The following is a 14554-nucleotide window of genomic DNA, read 5'->3' on the forward strand; positions in this document are numbered from 1 at the left end:
ACGCCCAAAAATCAAACTTATCTTCAACGTGTCTTAAATATGAACATAAACGCCATGAATCGGCATCCCTGCCTCAGCATGGCTTGCTCGACCGCTTCGCTCCCTGTCTCGCATTATTCATTTAAGCCACTTTTTCAGGTTTGATTAATGGAAGAGTTTTATCTCAGCAACAGTCTTCAAGGTCTCATTTGAGCGAACAACGGTCATTGAATAAATTACTCAATGAACATATCAAACTCTTAGTTGTTAGAAGTAAAAATTATGCCTATTCCATTTATTAATGATTATTTCCCCCTTAATAATATTGACAGGCAATTTGCCTGTTTTTTGCAACTGATAAAATGTTAATTTTCAAATAACTATCTGACTGGTAACGACTAATTATTAGTGTTATAAATTGCTTCAGTATGTAAACAGGCGATGTTGCGGTAGAAAAGGAGGCAACTTGCCTCTTAATAAACTGTTAGATGCCAATGAAATATTTTGCCTTAGTAAGTGCTGTTTATACTGCATTGATTCATATTTTAAGCTTCACTAGTGTGAACATACCTATCGAGCTTGTAACAATTTCTCAGGTTTTATTGCTTGGGTTAGTTTGTCTTGGGCTCATTTCTGTTAAGCGAGGAACGTTCGGAAAACAACAATTTGATAATAGTCTCAGTGGCCTTCTGGCTAGATTTCCTTTTTCTTTCAGTTTCTTCGCACTAATTGCGATCTATAGCGTGGTTAGTTTTCACATAAACTCAGAAAAAGGTGGAACCACCAAAGTAGAAAATGGTTCTTATTACGTGCTAGTTTACGAACCAAAACGATACTACAAAAAGATATCGCAAAGAGAGTTCGAGGCAAGAGTCCCTTATCAGATTAGATTTATAACAGGTCATTTAATGGCAATTTATTTTGGTTTTTTCTTTATACTTTATTGGCAAAATTCAGCGCCCAAAAATCAGTTCGCTGGAAATAGTTAGCAATGGCATCTAACAAAACGCTTAACGCGTTCCCTTCGGTCACAGGGACAGTAACTCAGCGCAGCTTCGCTATTCTCGCGCTACGTCACTGCCCGTTAGCTTAGCATTACGAATGACAGTTTTTGGCACACAACTGTCCTCCATAACTAACACGATTCTGTCCAAAAGAGCGTTAGAGCAGCCGTCGTCTAAACGCTCGTAGTAGTCTGTCAGATGAAGTTAAAATACATTCATAGTGATGGTAAGATCAGATATGAATTACTAGCAATTAAGTGTGGTTAACTTTTAAAGCAGTCAGTTTTTTTTGCCGTTTAGAACAGCTAACTCTAAAAAACGACCTATATCGTAGCGACTTACAACAGCTTGCTGTAGTTGTCATTTTGTCTCAAGAATCTAAATCAATTTATCGATACTTATTATGCGTCAGCTAAGGCTGATGACTATTGACTAAACTGCGTATTTCAACTGCCTTATAACGGCTTACTGGGATAGTTTGTTGGTTGTTCATTTCAAGCCAATACTTACTACCAGGCGCTGAACGCAATCGTACTACATAATTTAAATTAACGGCATAGGATTTATGAACTCTTACAAAGTCTTTCGGATGCAATGTCATGATTGTACCCAAACCATCTTGATGCAAGACTTGCTCACCCGATACTAACATAAGGGTGGTATAATTCCCTTCACCTTTAAGCGCAATACAATCTTCAGTCAAAATGGTTTGTTCCCCTTTAGACCCTTTTATCAAAAAGCGATTTGTAATATTTTGCTCTTCAACTTCAGGCGATTGCTCTTTTACATAAACATATATCCAAGCACCGGCTATCAAAATAAACGCAGCAACAAATTGAAAACTATCTAGAAATAATGCTGTAGACATTGAATTAGACATTAAACATGCAAAACAAAAAAGCGGTAAAGTAGATAAGTAACTGACTTGCTTTTTAAAAAGTAATACTACTAACACCAATGCTGGGATTGTGACCAATAAAATAAACTCCATGGCACGGCGATTATCACCACTATCCATTGGGATAAAATAGGTGATAATTACTAGCCCAATGCACAAATACATGAAGCCCTTTAAGCGCTGGCTTTGAACTAATTTTATGCAAATAAACACTAAGGTTAATCCTGCAGCAGTATTGCCAAACCAGCCAATAAGACCCCTTAAGTCGTGAAAGTGATACTGATAATTAACAATCGCTCTGGATATTTCTGATAGCAATAGAACAACCACAAAAAAACCAAATACCCCCAAGCCTTTATGAGTAATATTACCAGTATGTTGACCTATTCTAATACTTTGAAAACTTACCAGAATCAATGCACTTAAAATAATCAAAGGGGTAATGTAATAGCGCAATGTTCGCCTTCCGCTCTCTCGATAGGGGCCGAGTTCGATAAAATGAAAAACAGAACTATCAGAGAATGTTAAATGCTGAGTTGATAAGCGCACTTTAATGTGATGAGTACCAGGAGTTAACATTCGTTGCTGAACGAAAAAGATCTCATCGATTAAGCCCGGAATTTCTTCCTCCTTATTTTTTCCTACTTTACCTTTATTCCCGATTAACTCGTTATCCCAAAACACTTCTGCAGAAAAGGGGCCACCGATTTTAAGGCCAACAGGACGTTTCCACTTACCTGAACTATCAATATCTACGCTAAATCGAAGGGTCTGAATATTATTATTACTCCGAGTATTAAAGCGATTGCCCGTTACCCATTTATTTTGATCGTTCATACGTTCGAGCTTATAGCCTGACCAATATGTCAGTTCAGTTATTGAGCTATTATGAGAAATAGCCAAGCCAATTATATAAATGATTGTTAACAATAGCGTAAATTGCCAAATGCTCATTGAGCCTTTGGTCCGTTTTTGTGAGTTACTCATCCACTTCCAGGGCGTTTTATCACTTTGATGTTGTTCGAAAACAGTATGCACCATATAAATCTAGCCACAATATAAACGCATCATCGCAATATGTAAAAAGAGATACATTTTATGAAGAAACATATCACTAAAAAAGTCATAGCTAAGTGGTTTGCCATACCTTTGGTTCTAATAGTAAGCTACCTAGCTGCATTGCAGTATTGGAGTTGGAAGTGGGACACACCTAAACACCCATTACCAGAAGCACATTTATCTTATCAAGATATTTCACAGAACACTTCATCTTTACCCCATTGGCGCGAAAGTGCGCAAACTAATCTGGTTAACCTCGCCGATAAATTACGCTCTGTTTCAATATCTGGTGCAATAAACGTAGACGGTGATCTTGCCTGGGCTGGCACAGTAGGTTTAGCAAGTGTTGAACCTCTTAATCCAGCTAATGTTTCTACTCAGTATCGAATTGGCAGTGTATCGAAACCTCTTACAATTGTTGTTCTAATGCGAATGGTCGAAGAAGGCTTGATCGATTTAGATGCGCCAATCCAAGATTATCTACCAGATTATCCAAAATACAGCCAACCAATTACGATTAGACAACTTGCAAGCCACACTAGTGGCGTAAGACACTATCAGTTTGAACCATTAAAATTCCCGCCTACCGACAGCTTGTCAAATATAGCTTTTGAAAGTACCAATGATGCGTTGCAGCAGTTTAAAGACGATGATTTATTGTTTGTGCCAGGGCAAAACTTTGCTTATTCAACTCATGGATACACACTTCTTAGCGCTGTCATTGAAGCTGCAGGTGGTCGAACATTTGAGTCACTATTGCAACAACTTGTTACCGAGCCATTAGGTCTTGTAAGTACCCAGGCAGAACATTTGTTAACATCCAAAAATAGCTTAGCTAAATTCTATGTATCTGATAAGGGGTTATATGGCAGAACTCCAGAGCAAAACCTGTCTAATAAGGTTGCCGGTGGTGGGTTAGTCTCAACCCCGACCGAACTAGTAAAATTAGGTAGTGCATTACTTAGTAACACGCTGCTAACCAAACAAAGTTTTATGGAAATGACTACAGTTCAAAAAATGCCAGATGGCCAAAACAACCCGCAGTACTACTCACTTGGATGGCGACACCATAAAACTAAACAGATTCTTGAAAACGAGCAGGAAGTTGATGTTATCCATCATGGTGGTGTTTCTGTCGGATCAAACGCATTTATGTTATTGGTCCCAGAACACAATATATCAGTAGCCATTATGACAAACGGTAAAGGGCAAACAAGCCGAAGAGAGATCCAGTTATTAGCTTACCAATTTGCTGGTATGGTGATTAATGATAAGCGTGAGAGAGAAGATACCGAGCCGCAAATGGATACCATGCCGGTAGGGGTTGGAAGTGAAAGGTAGTTTTTGATTTTTAGCAGTTACTTAAAATTCTAAGTGACTGCTAAATTATGCTTCCATACATTTCGAAAAAGCCCATCCTTAGGCTTTATGTTACTTTTCTTGTTCAAGATCCCTCTTTTTATCTAAAGACCGCCTGCGGCGTTCTAGTTTCTCCCGACAAATTAGTGCTTCATCAAAAAAGTTTTTAATAACCCTTAATGAGTAACTCGTTGCTGTTCATGTTTACTTAAAGGTAATTGAAAATAAAAAATATTACCTTTTTCACCAGCCTTTAATCCCAGCTCTCCCCCATGATAACGGATCAGCTCGTTACATAGTGATAAGCCTAAGCCAAGTGACATCTCTCCTTTCGTAGGTTTGCTACTTGGACACTTTGAGAAAGGCTTAAATAAATACTGATATTCTTCTAGTGGGATGGGCTCAGCACAATCCTCCACCTCAAAAAGTACGTCATGCTCTCTTACATGTAAACGCAAGTCAATTTGTCCACCCACTTTCGAATATTTCACAGCGTTATTAATTAAATTAGTGATGACTGACTCTATTTCATGACTATCACATAAAATTTGAGCATCTTTATCAAAATTGGTATTGATTACAATGTTCTTATCGCTTGATGTAAGCACTTCTAACGATAGTTGCTTCGCAATTAGGGCTTTTAAAGAGTGAGCTTGGAGTTTGTTTTCTATCCGCTCGGTGGTGGCTTTAAAGTAATTCAACATTTCATTGAGTAATGTATCGATCTTTAGATAATTTCGGTGATATAAGTCAACTAACTCAACAATATCAGAGTCTGCATTATTGCCCAATTTATAGCTAAGAAGATCACATATATTATTCATTAGGGAGATTGGAGAGCGAATATCGTGCGCAATACGCATAATTAAAGTTTTGAAATGTTGAGCTGTCTCATAAATTTCTTGTTGTTGATGATAATCAAAAATAGTTTTTTGTAGTTTGACCGAAAACATCTCAATATCTATAGGTTTAACATATACATCATCTAGTCCCGCGTTTAAAAATCTCATCGCATTGTTTTTACTCGCAGTGGCTCCTACATAAATGGCATTTCCATGTGCTTTTTTTAGGGTTCTAAATAGCTCATTTCCTGACATTTTTGGCATTTCAAAATCCAAGATAAACAGTTGGTAATTCTTATTGCTTGCCATGTCAATGGCATCGGAAGGGGAGTGCGCAATATCAGCTTGTAATAGGTTTTTTTCAAGCATTTTCGCGCAAACTAAACTATCAACTCTTGAGTCATCTACAATCAAACAAGACATACTCCGATTTAGCGAAAACTGTTTTATTTGTCCGGCAATGATCACCGCTAATTCAGGATCTTCTTTTTCTATTATCAAGTGCACATTGGCAAAATCAGCCGCTCTTTCTAATTCGTAATCAATCTTATCGGTAATTAAAATAACGCCATCTTGATTATTGATATCGAGTGAAATCAGTTTATCTTGCGAGAGTTCAGAGAGGTAAATAACCTTGCAATTATAAGGATTGGGATTAGAAATATTTTCTAACACCAACTCATCTTGCAATAAATGATAAGTTCCAACTTGTTGTTGATGCAATTGAGCTGTCACGTTATTGACAACATCATCAGGAATATTGATTAGGGCAATCATGCTGTCTCTCCTTTGACATTTACGCTATTTTGTACATTAAACAGTCTAACTAGGATTATTTTAGTTTATCTTTAAGAAATTACCACTACATTTTATAAGGATTTTATCATGCCAATATGCATTCCAATCTCCCCCCCTTTTTAGTTGCATAAACCAATCCATTCAATACCGGCATAAAAAGCACATTATTCAAATAAACAATACATTAGCTATTCTTTGCTACAACCACAACCCTTCCCTCTGGCACTAAATCCAAGCTGTTGCGTCGCTCGCAAGTGATCAGTACTAAATACCCTTCTAGCCCTAATAGCCAATTAGAATCTCGGTAATCCACATGCATTTTATTCACTACTTTAAAATGTTGCTGCGCCTTACCTTGTGCTTGGTAGCTAATTTGCTCGCCGAGCTTTAACTCTTTAACAAAACTAAAATGGGTGTCGTTATGTGCGGCAACTAAAATGTTATTACTTGGGTGATGCCAAATACCGGGGGCAAATGCAAGGTTACGATTGCTTGCCTCATTAAGCACAATTAGTGAAATATTTCTGCTTTCAACAATGAGTTCACCAACCGGAAAACCATCGGCGTAATACCATGCTTTTTGCTGGCGATTGGCATCCGTTTTATTTTCTTGCCATGCCTGCCACAATAAAAACTGAGCAAGTTGCGCTTTGCCATACACATAGCTTGATTTAAACACTAAAAATAAGCCCAGCACGGCAATACAAAACGCCAAAAGGCGTAACAATTTACGCCTACTGTTCATTTTTCTGCATCCTCTTTTTGCCCCCAAAGGGCTAATAAAAAACCGCCAACTAGCAATAAAATGCCAAGCCAAAGCAAACGGTCGTTATTGCCAGATGTCTGAGGCATCGCACTTCCTTGCGGCAGCATATTTGGCGCTTCAAATGGTTTATTGGCAACATCACCAAAGTATTCTTCTACCGCGATAAAGGTTGTATATGGCGTTAATAATCCATGGCGAATGCCAAGCTTAGTTATTTCCGCTTTATCTTGTACTAAATCTAACGTGTTAATGTGTTCTTTAGCGAAAGCGCGGGCGATGCCTTTTGCAGCAATCGCATTTTCAAGCGAAACCCTTTTTAAGAACTTACCATTAACACCATCCCCTGCGATCTGCACCGCTTGAGCTGGTTGTGCTAATTTAAAATACGCCACCAGCGGCGATGAAAAATACAGATCTGCAGTTGGTAAGCTATCAACAAGTGGTAAGCCCATATCATTTAACACGCGAATATTCTGAAGTGCTGGATTGCTAAGCTTGTCACTTAACAGAGCTACTTCATCAGCGATGCTTTCAAGGTTATTAATAAACAAGGCTTCACCTTTGCCATGTTTGGCTAATAAGCCCATTAAATGGCTATTGGGTGCACTGCCAATCCCCACGGTAAAAAGCTTGCTATCAGCGCGGCGATTTTTTACTAAGTCCTTAACGGATTCAGCATCAGCTACTGCGCCATCAGTTAATAGCACCACTTGGCGCACGCGTGTTTCATCAAATTGTCCATCAAAGCTTGCTGCTAATGCGCTATTTATTTCGGTGCCACCATCGGCTTCTAGCCCTGCAATAAAGCGTTTTGCCGCTTGCAATTGCGAGTAGGTTGCAGCGACGGCTTCTGGTTTAAACAGCTCAACTTGATGATCAAATGTCACAATATTAAAAAGATCGTCAGTGCCGAGTTTTTCCAACGCTAAAATTAACGCCTGTTTTGCTTGTTCTAATGATGTGCCCGCCATCGACCCTGAAGTATCAATCACAAACACCAATTCGCGGGGTAAGCTGTGCGACACAAAGTCCGATTTAGGCGGCATCATCATCACTTGGTAAAAAAGTTCGCCATTAATATTTTCATGGAACACTTGCGTGGTAATTTGCTCAGTTAAAAGCGGCACAAATTTAATATCAAAGTCGCGATTTGCCACTAAGCTTTGCGGTGTAGGAATCAGTTGATACTGTGTATTTCCGGTTTGCACTACCGACAACATATGACTTGGGCTAGAAATGCTATCGAGTTCAAAGCCTAAGTTCACATCAAAATTGATAGTAATCTTGTTGTTTGCATTGAAAGTGGTTAACACAGTGTTTGGCAAAAAATCGAGAGTTGGCGCCTCCTCAGCCATTAATGTATTAGGTTGAAAACTGCTTTGCGAACGCGTTTGAAAATGGTTACTCGGGTCATTTTCATCAAGGTCAAGATTATTAAAATAGCGCGGCGCAACCACTGTTGGTAAGCGTAAGCTAAATACTTCATCTTGATAGGTTAATGGAAATTGAAAGCTCAGCTTAACAGCGACTTCCTGCCCCGGTTCAATATTGGCCACCTTGGTTTTAAATACATTGGCGCTTTGGTTTTTAACTAATGCGGCTTTATGGCCTTGTTGCTGGGCTTTTTTATAAATCAGCTCAGCCTGCTGTTTTTCTTTAATTTCACCAATAATTTTGCGGTTATCAAGCATCATTTCCATGGCAAATACCGCACTATTTTCTGGCAGTGGAAACTGGTAACTGCCATTGAGCGTTTCTAATGCTGGATTTTGATAGACCTGTTTTAATTCAACAAATGCCAGCATGCCTTTTACTTGAATATCAAGGTGGGTCGATTTAAGCACACTTTGCTCAACTTCTTGCCCTGCCTGATTAGTTAAAATAAGCCCTTGCGCCGACACTTTCGCGCTAAACAATATGGCCGAGGCAAGCCAAGCAACAAAAAGAATAGCAAGGTTGATGAAAAGGCGCAGATGCGCGCCTTTTCGTTTACCTTGTTGTTCTTTTTCACCTCCTGTTGTGTGTTTTGGTAACATTACAAGCCCCTCTCTAGTATTGGTTGTTAGCGGTTTGAGATTGTTCTTGCATGCGTGCATGTACGGTTACACGGCGGTCAAACACGTTACTTTCAAAGCTGTCTTCTGCATTTTGTTTGGCAATACTTTGGCTTTCACCAAAGCCATGAGTGCTTAAGCGGTTATGGTTAATACCTTGTTTAATTAGAAATGCGGCTACGTTTCCGGCACGTTTATTTGAGAGTGCTAAATTGTTTTCATCATCACCGCGTTGGTCAGCAAAACCGTTTAGGTCGAGATAAATTTCTGGTTGTTGTTTCATCACTTCAGCAAGCTCAATCAATTGCTCAGCAAAGTGTGGTTCAATTTCTGAAGAGCCCGAGCGGAACTGCACCGACATTGCCAGTAAATTGTCGATACGTTGCTGTGCAATGCGTTCAAGCTGAGATTCTAGCTGCTGCTTAGACGCAACTAACTCTTGGTAATCTGATGTTTTATGTTGCAGTGCAACGATGGTTTGTTGCTGCTTCGAGATTTCAGATTGCTGCTCTTTAATATCAACTTTATCCCCTTCAATCTTGCCGATAAAAATACCCACAATACCACCCGCAACTGCGCCTACCGGACCACCGATAATTGCACCTACCGTTGCGCCAGCGCCAAAGCCAATTAACGGCTCTTTTTCAAATTCTTTTTCTGTTGCCATTGCAGGGTTGCTAAGTGCTAATGCGATTACTGAAACTAAAAGTACTTTTTTCATAATATTCTCCAAGAATGTGTTTTAATTTTTTTACTGCGTTTATATGTTGATGCTGCTGCACCGTTTGCGTTGGAGTAATTAAAACAAGCTGTTCTGGCAATTTTTGGGGTGAAAAAAGGCAATGCGATGAGCAATTGTGGCAAAAAAATGGCAATTGGCCTCAGTCCCTATTTTTTGCGCAATTTTTAGGTATAGTGGCGGCTATTGAGTAGGTAATTATCAGTAACCCATGAAAAAAATCGCCATCATTGAAGATCAAGACGCTATTCGCGAAAACTATATCGATATGCTGCAAGGCCAAGGTTATTTAGTTAAAGGCTATGCCGACCGTGTTAGCGCGCAAAATGAGTTATTAGCTAACCTGCCAGATTTAGCCATTATTGATATTGGCCTAGGTGATGAGATTGATGGTGGCTTTATGTTGTGCCAAGCATTACGTGCAAAAAGCCAAACTTTACCGATTATTTTTTTAACTGCGCGCGATAACGAAATCGATACCGTATCGGGGTTACGCATGGGCGCAGATGACTATTTAACAAAAGACATCAGCCTTGCCCATTTAGCTGCACGTATTTCAGCGATTTTCCGCCGCCAACTGGCACTTAATGCACCACAACAGCAAGAGCAATTAATAGAGCGTGGCAATTTAGTGATTGATCCTGAGCGTATGCAAGTCACTTGGCAGGGCGTTACCATTGATTTAACTGTAACTGAATATTGGTTGGTACATGCTTTGGCTATTCGCCCAGGCCATGTAAAACAGCGTAATGACTTAATGAGTGAAGCAAAAATTTACGTAGATGACAGTACCATCACCTCACATATTAAGCGTATTCGTAAAAAGTTTTTGAAAGTTGATGAGGCTTTTAACCATATTGATACTGTTTATGGCATGGGTTATCGCTGGGAGGCAAAATAAACCATGAGAATTGGTCTGCGTACTAAAGTTGTTGTTCTCTCAAGCTTTTTGCTATTACTGCCATGGCTTGGTCACCAATATGTGGCTGAAATGGAAAATTTTTTACGCTTAGGGCAAGAAAAGAACCTAGTTGCTACTAGCCGCGCTTTAGCAACAGCACTGCACGACAGACCCAAATTATTCGACAACCAAGCCAGCTTTTTAGACTCAGTTGAAAAAGGCCGCGATCTCTACGCCTACAACATTGTAGGACCCATTCAACTCGATGGTAAATTACAGGAATGGCAGCCCTATTTACCGCTCGTTTGGCATTATGGCGACGCCTATTTAACACAAGATAAGAAAACCCATAACGATGCCGATATCTCGTTTAAACATATGGTTGGTAAGTATAATAACTACTTGTATGCACAATTTAGTGTCACCGATGACGATGTGGTGCTGCGCGGTAAAAACACCATTAGTTTAGAGCGTAATGATCACTTAAAAATCGCCTTTACCAATGCCGAAGGGGTGGTGAAAACCTATTTAATATCAACCACGCAAGCTGGTTGGGTAAACGCGTTCGACGCTGATACAAAAATCCCCTTTAACCAAATTCAGGGATACTTCCGTTTAACCGAGCAAGGCTACAATATTGAACTGCGCTTGCCGTTAAGCCTTCTTGGTAACAAATTAGGTTTTGCTATTTTAGATAAAGACCAAGGGGAAGACGATTTAACCGAAATCGCCACGTCAAACCTCAGTGAGTTGCAAAGCTTAGGCTCAATTTTAGTACCCTCCCCTGAAATTGAAGAAATTATTAAAGGCATGGCACGTGCTGGCAGCAGAGTGTTTGTTGTAGACCAGCACCGCCGCGTGTTAGCCGATGCCGGTAATATAAAAAGCGCCGATGGTGGTTGGGGTGATGCCATTAAAAAGCGCAAGCAATCGCGCTGGGAGATGTTTGAAGAAGAATACTTGCACCCAATTTATTACAAAATTCTCACTCGCCCTGCTACAGAATTTACCGACATAACCCGTGATGTCGCTGCACTTGATGGCAGCCATATAAATGCAGCTCTTGAGGGCCACGCAAAATCAACATGGCGCTTAACCCCTGATCAAAAAGCAGTGATCCTCTCTGCTGCCTACCCTATTTGGATTGACGACCAAGTAATGGGTGCCGTAATTGCTGAAGAAACCACAAATGGCATTCGCGAAATCCGCAATAAAGCATTTGAAAAGCTGTTTAATGTAATTTTAGCGATTATGCTGATTGGTACGTTGAGCTTGTTTTTATTTGCATCTATTATCTCAACGCGTATCAGGCGCTTACGTGATGCAGCAGAAAAAGCCATTGATGCACAAGGGCGTGTTACGGGTAAGATTGAAAAACAATTTTCCAGTGATGAAATTGGCGACCTTTCACGCAGCTTTGCCAATATTGTTAATCGCCTTGGTGGCTATACCCATTATTTAGAAAATATGAGCTCGCGTTTATCACACGAGCTGCGCACCCCTGTTGCTGTAGTTCGCTCATCCCTTGAAAGCTTAGAATTACAAAACACCGATGAACCTAGCCAAAAATACATCGCACGGGCAAAAGAAGGGGTGGCTCGATTAAATAAAATTCTTACTACCATGAGCGAGGCAACACGCCTAGAGCATGCCATTGAAAATAGCCAAAAAGAGCAATTTGACTTAAGCGAAGTAATAAATGGGTGTTTGCAAGGCTACTCCATTGCCTACCCAGATAAACCGTTTAAGTTAGCCTTAAGTGAAGAAGCATTTATATTAAATGGTGTGCCTGAGTTTATTGCTCAGCTACTTGATAAGCTTATCAGTAATGCAGTTGACTTTGCTGAACCTGAAACAGCAATTGAAGTGAACTACACAATGCAAAATAACAAAGCGCTATTTAGTATTTTTAACGCAGGTCCAGCTCTTCCAAGCGATATGGCAAACCATATTTTTGATTCAATGGTATCGGTACGTGAGTCAAGCAAACAAAAAGAGCCGCATTTAGGACTTGGTTTGTACATGGCACGTTTAATTTGTGATTTTCACGGTGCGAGCATAACTGCCACTAACAAAGATGGCGGCGTTGCATTTTTAGTTACCTTTGAACATTAATTCTTAAGTGCACTAACACACTGAAATTAAAAACCTTAAACCACTTTAAATTGAATGCAGGAAAATTATTTCTCAAGTTTTGATTATTCTAAGCGATATAAAGCTATTGTATTAGTTGAGAAGTAGACATGTAATGCAAACGAACCAATTTAATGAAGTTAATTTCGCATCTCTAAATAGCGCAATCATTGTTGAACAAGAGCTTTGGCAAGCGGTTTGTATTAATTGTTATGACCTTGTTTCGCGTGGTGTATCAAATTGTGCAAACTCGCTAAATTATGTGGTTGAAACAGCGCTTAAACTTTCCAAACAACTTAATTTACCCGCTGTACTTTGGACAACCAACTGTGAAAACGAGCAAAAGTTAGCCACTCTGTTAGTTGCCTTAAACGCACAGATTCAAACTCCTGAGCAATTATTGCATAGATAACCCTCGACTATGTGGTAGCGCCCTACCACATTTTATTTAACGCCACTTCACTTAATGAGTGGCGTTAAATACTTTTCTTCATCAACCACTTATTTTTTAATCTGTTTTTGCTATTCTGAATACACACACTAAGCGTGAGAATAACAATGACAACAAAAAACCAACTTAAGCGCGCATTCATCGCTGTTACTAGTTTGGGCCTAAGCGCCATTGCACCTGCAACCTTTGCTGATTACACCATTTTACACAACGCAAACGGTTACACCTTAAAACAGAGAGCTGGCGTTCACGAATTTTCGACCTTGGTAATTAAAGACGGCAAAGTGGTTGCCACTGGTGATAAATCGATTATTTCGACCTACAGCCCAGCTGAAAAAATTGATGTGCAAGGCAAAACCTTATTACCAGGCCTTATTGACGCTCATGGTCACATTATTGGCCTTGGTAAAAATCAAAGTCAGCTCGATTTACGCAGTAGTAGTTCGCTTAAAGATGCACTAAAAGCAATTGAAGAATATGCAAAAAATAGTGATGGTTGGGTCATTGGCCGTGGCTGGAACCAAGAAAATTGGCCAAGCAAGGTGTTTCCTAGCGCTAAAGATCTCGATGCGATTGTCAACCACAGACCTGTAGCTCTTACCCGTGTTGATGGTCATGCCCTTTGGGTGAATTCGAAAGCGCTTGAAATTGCAGGCATTACCAAAGACACCAAAGCACCTGAAGGGGGTGAAATTATTCGCCTAGAAAATGGTGAGCCATCAGGTATTTTAATTGATAATGCAGAACCGTTGGTTTATCAACATATGCCTAAAATTGATAAAACAGAAGTGAATAAGCGCTTAGATGCTGCCGGTGAGCATTTACTGAGCCTAGGAATTACCTCTGCTCATGATGCAGGTATTGATGACTTAACTTACCAAGTTTATTTAGAGCGCGCAGCTAAAAACACCTTACCAATTCGCATTTATGCCATGCTAAGCGCAACAGATAGCCAACTTAGCAAACAACTGGCAGCAGGCAAAAAGTTTGATAATAACGATATGCTGGCAATTCGAAGTGTTAAAGTGTATTCCGACGGCGCATTAGGCAGCCGAGGCGCCGCACTACTTGAAGACTATCAAGATCGAATTGGCCATAAAGGCTTAATGTTAATGTCGAATCAAGAGCTTGAAGATGTGTTTACGCAAGCATTTAAAGCAGGCTTCACCGTTAATACACATGCCATTGGTGATAAAGCCAACCGCGTAGTACTCGACACCTATGAAAAAGTCTACGCAAAAACTGGTGGTAAACTCCTTAGAAACCGTATGGAACATGCACAAATTGTTGAGCCAAGTGATATTAAACGCTTTAAGCAACTTGCGATTATTCCATCGATGCAACCAGTGCATGCAACATCCGATATGCATATGGCGGAAGATAGATTAGGCAAACACCGTTTAACAGGCGCCTATGCATGGCAAACCTTTTTAAAACAAGGCTCACGTGTAGCCGCTGGTTCTGACTTTCCAGTTGAACTAGCCAATGCTTTTCACGGCCTGTATGCGGCTGTTTCTCGCCAAGATAAAAAGGGTACACCAGAAGGTGGCTGGCTTGCTGAGGAAAAGTTA

At 40.0% G+C, this 14554-nt stretch carries 11 protein-coding genes; 6 read left to right on the top strand and 5 right to left on the bottom strand.

The genetic code is table 11. The annotated features are described in order from the left end of the window. Nucleotides 1-473: 473 nt before the first annotated feature. Nucleotides 474-968, top strand: coding sequence for a hypothetical protein (locus ABYD77_RS13030; protein WP_372770544.1), 495 nt, complete (start codon nt 474-476; stop codon nt 966-968). Nucleotides 969-1395: 427 nt separating this feature from the next. Here ABYD77_RS13030 and ABYD77_RS13035 read toward each other — a convergent pair whose 3' ends face one another. Next, nucleotides 1396-2922, bottom strand: coding sequence for a LytR/AlgR family response regulator transcription factor (locus ABYD77_RS13035; RefSeq protein WP_372770546.1), 1527 nt, complete (start codon nt 2920-2922; stop codon nt 1396-1398). Nucleotides 2923-2979: 57 nt separating this feature from the next. Here ABYD77_RS13035 and ABYD77_RS13040 point away from each other — a divergent pair, with 57 nt between their 5' ends. After that, complete coding sequence (locus ABYD77_RS13040) at nt 2980-4281, top strand: serine hydrolase domain-containing protein (protein ID WP_372770548.1); 1302 nt, start codon at nt 2980-2982, stop codon at nt 4279-4281. A gap of 194 nt (nt 4282-4475) precedes the next feature. Here the strand turns inward: ABYD77_RS13040 and ABYD77_RS13045 are convergent, their stop codons facing one another. The 4 genes from ABYD77_RS13045 to pdsO all read right to left on the bottom strand — a co-directional run bounded on the left by ABYD77_RS13045 (nt 4476) and on the right by pdsO (nt 9480). Beyond that, the gene (locus ABYD77_RS13045) at nt 4476-5918 is read right to left on the bottom strand and encodes an ATP-binding protein (RefSeq protein WP_372770550.1); all 1443 of its coding nucleotides are present in this window, start codon (nt 5916-5918) and stop codon (nt 4476-4478) included. Nucleotides 5919-6123: 205 nt separating this feature from the next. Continuing rightward, nucleotides 6124-6684 (bottom strand): sortase domain-bontaining protein, encoded by a 561-nt coding sequence (locus ABYD77_RS13050; protein WP_372770552.1) that lies wholly within the window; start codon nt 6682-6684, stop codon nt 6124-6126. Then, a complete protein-coding gene (locus ABYD77_RS13055) occupies nt 6681-8741 on the bottom strand; it encodes a VIT domain-containing protein (protein WP_372770554.1) in 2061 nt (686 codons plus the stop codon). Before ABYD77_RS13055 ends, ABYD77_RS13050 begins: the two co-directional genes overlap by 4 nt. A 13-nt stretch (nt 8742-8754) precedes the next feature. Next, complete coding sequence (pdsO, locus tag ABYD77_RS13060) at nt 8755-9480, bottom strand: sortase-associated OmpA-like protein PdsO (protein ID WP_372770556.1); 726 nt, start codon at nt 9478-9480, stop codon at nt 8755-8757. Between the two features lie 229 nt (nt 9481-9709). Here pdsO and pdsR point away from each other — a divergent pair, with 229 nt between their 5' ends. The 4 genes from pdsR to ABYD77_RS13080 all read left to right on the top strand — a co-directional run. Continuing rightward, entirely contained in the window at nt 9710-10399 is a 690-nt protein-coding gene (pdsR, locus tag ABYD77_RS13065) for a proteobacterial dedicated sortase system response regulator (RefSeq protein ID WP_372770558.1), read from the top strand. Between the two features lie 3 nt (nt 10400-10402). Next, nucleotides 10403-12514 carry a proteobacterial dedicated sortase system histidine kinase gene (pdsS, locus tag ABYD77_RS13070; RefSeq protein ID WP_372770560.1) on the top strand — a complete coding sequence of 704 codons (2112 nt, stop codon included), beginning with the start codon at nt 10403-10405 and terminating at the stop codon, nt 12512-12514. 133 nt (nt 12515-12647) lie between these two features. Next, nucleotides 12648-12944: a hypothetical protein gene (locus tag ABYD77_RS13075; protein ID WP_372770562.1), complete on the top strand. Its 297-nt coding sequence runs from the start codon at nt 12648-12650 to the stop codon at nt 12942-12944. A 146-nt stretch (nt 12945-13090) separates the two neighbouring features. Then, a partial coding sequence (locus tag ABYD77_RS13080) for an amidohydrolase (RefSeq protein ID WP_372770564.1) occupies nt 13091-14554 on the top strand: 1464 nt, incomplete at its 3' end.

This window comes from Pseudoalteromonas sp. (genome assembly GCF_041629635.1).
Lineage (GTDB): Bacteria > Pseudomonadota > Gammaproteobacteria > Enterobacterales > Alteromonadaceae > Pseudoalteromonas.

Excerpts from the sequence above, each read along its gene's own strand:
- ABYD77_RS13045 (WP_372770550.1), bottom strand. The coding sequence starts at position 5,918 with ATGATTGCCCTAATCAATATTCCTGATGATGTTGTCAATAACGTGACA.
- ABYD77_RS13075 (WP_372770562.1), top strand. The coding sequence starts at position 12,648 with ATGCAAACGAACCAATTTAATGAAGTTAATTTCGCATCTCTAAATAGC.
- pdsO (WP_372770556.1), bottom strand. The coding sequence starts at position 9,480 with ATGAAAAAAGTACTTTTAGTTTCAGTAATCGCATTAGCACTTAGCAAC.
- ABYD77_RS13030 (WP_372770544.1), top strand. The coding sequence starts at position 474 with ATGAAATATTTTGCCTTAGTAAGTGCTGTTTATACTGCATTGATTCAT.
- pdsR (WP_372770558.1), top strand. The coding sequence starts at position 9,710 with ATGAAAAAAATCGCCATCATTGAAGATCAAGACGCTATTCGCGAAAAC.
- ABYD77_RS13050 (WP_372770552.1), bottom strand. The coding sequence starts at position 6,684 with ATGAACAGTAGGCGTAAATTGTTACGCCTTTTGGCGTTTTGTATTGCC.
- ABYD77_RS13035 (WP_372770546.1), bottom strand. The coding sequence starts at position 2,922 with ATGGTGCATACTGTTTTCGAACAACATCAAAGTGATAAAACGCCCTGG.
- ABYD77_RS13040 (WP_372770548.1), top strand. The coding sequence starts at position 2,980 with ATGAAGAAACATATCACTAAAAAAGTCATAGCTAAGTGGTTTGCCATA.
- pdsS (WP_372770560.1), top strand. The coding sequence starts at position 10,403 with ATGAGAATTGGTCTGCGTACTAAAGTTGTTGTTCTCTCAAGCTTTTTG.
- ABYD77_RS13055 (WP_372770554.1), bottom strand. The coding sequence starts at position 8,741 with ATGTTACCAAAACACACAACAGGAGGTGAAAAAGAACAACAAGGTAAA.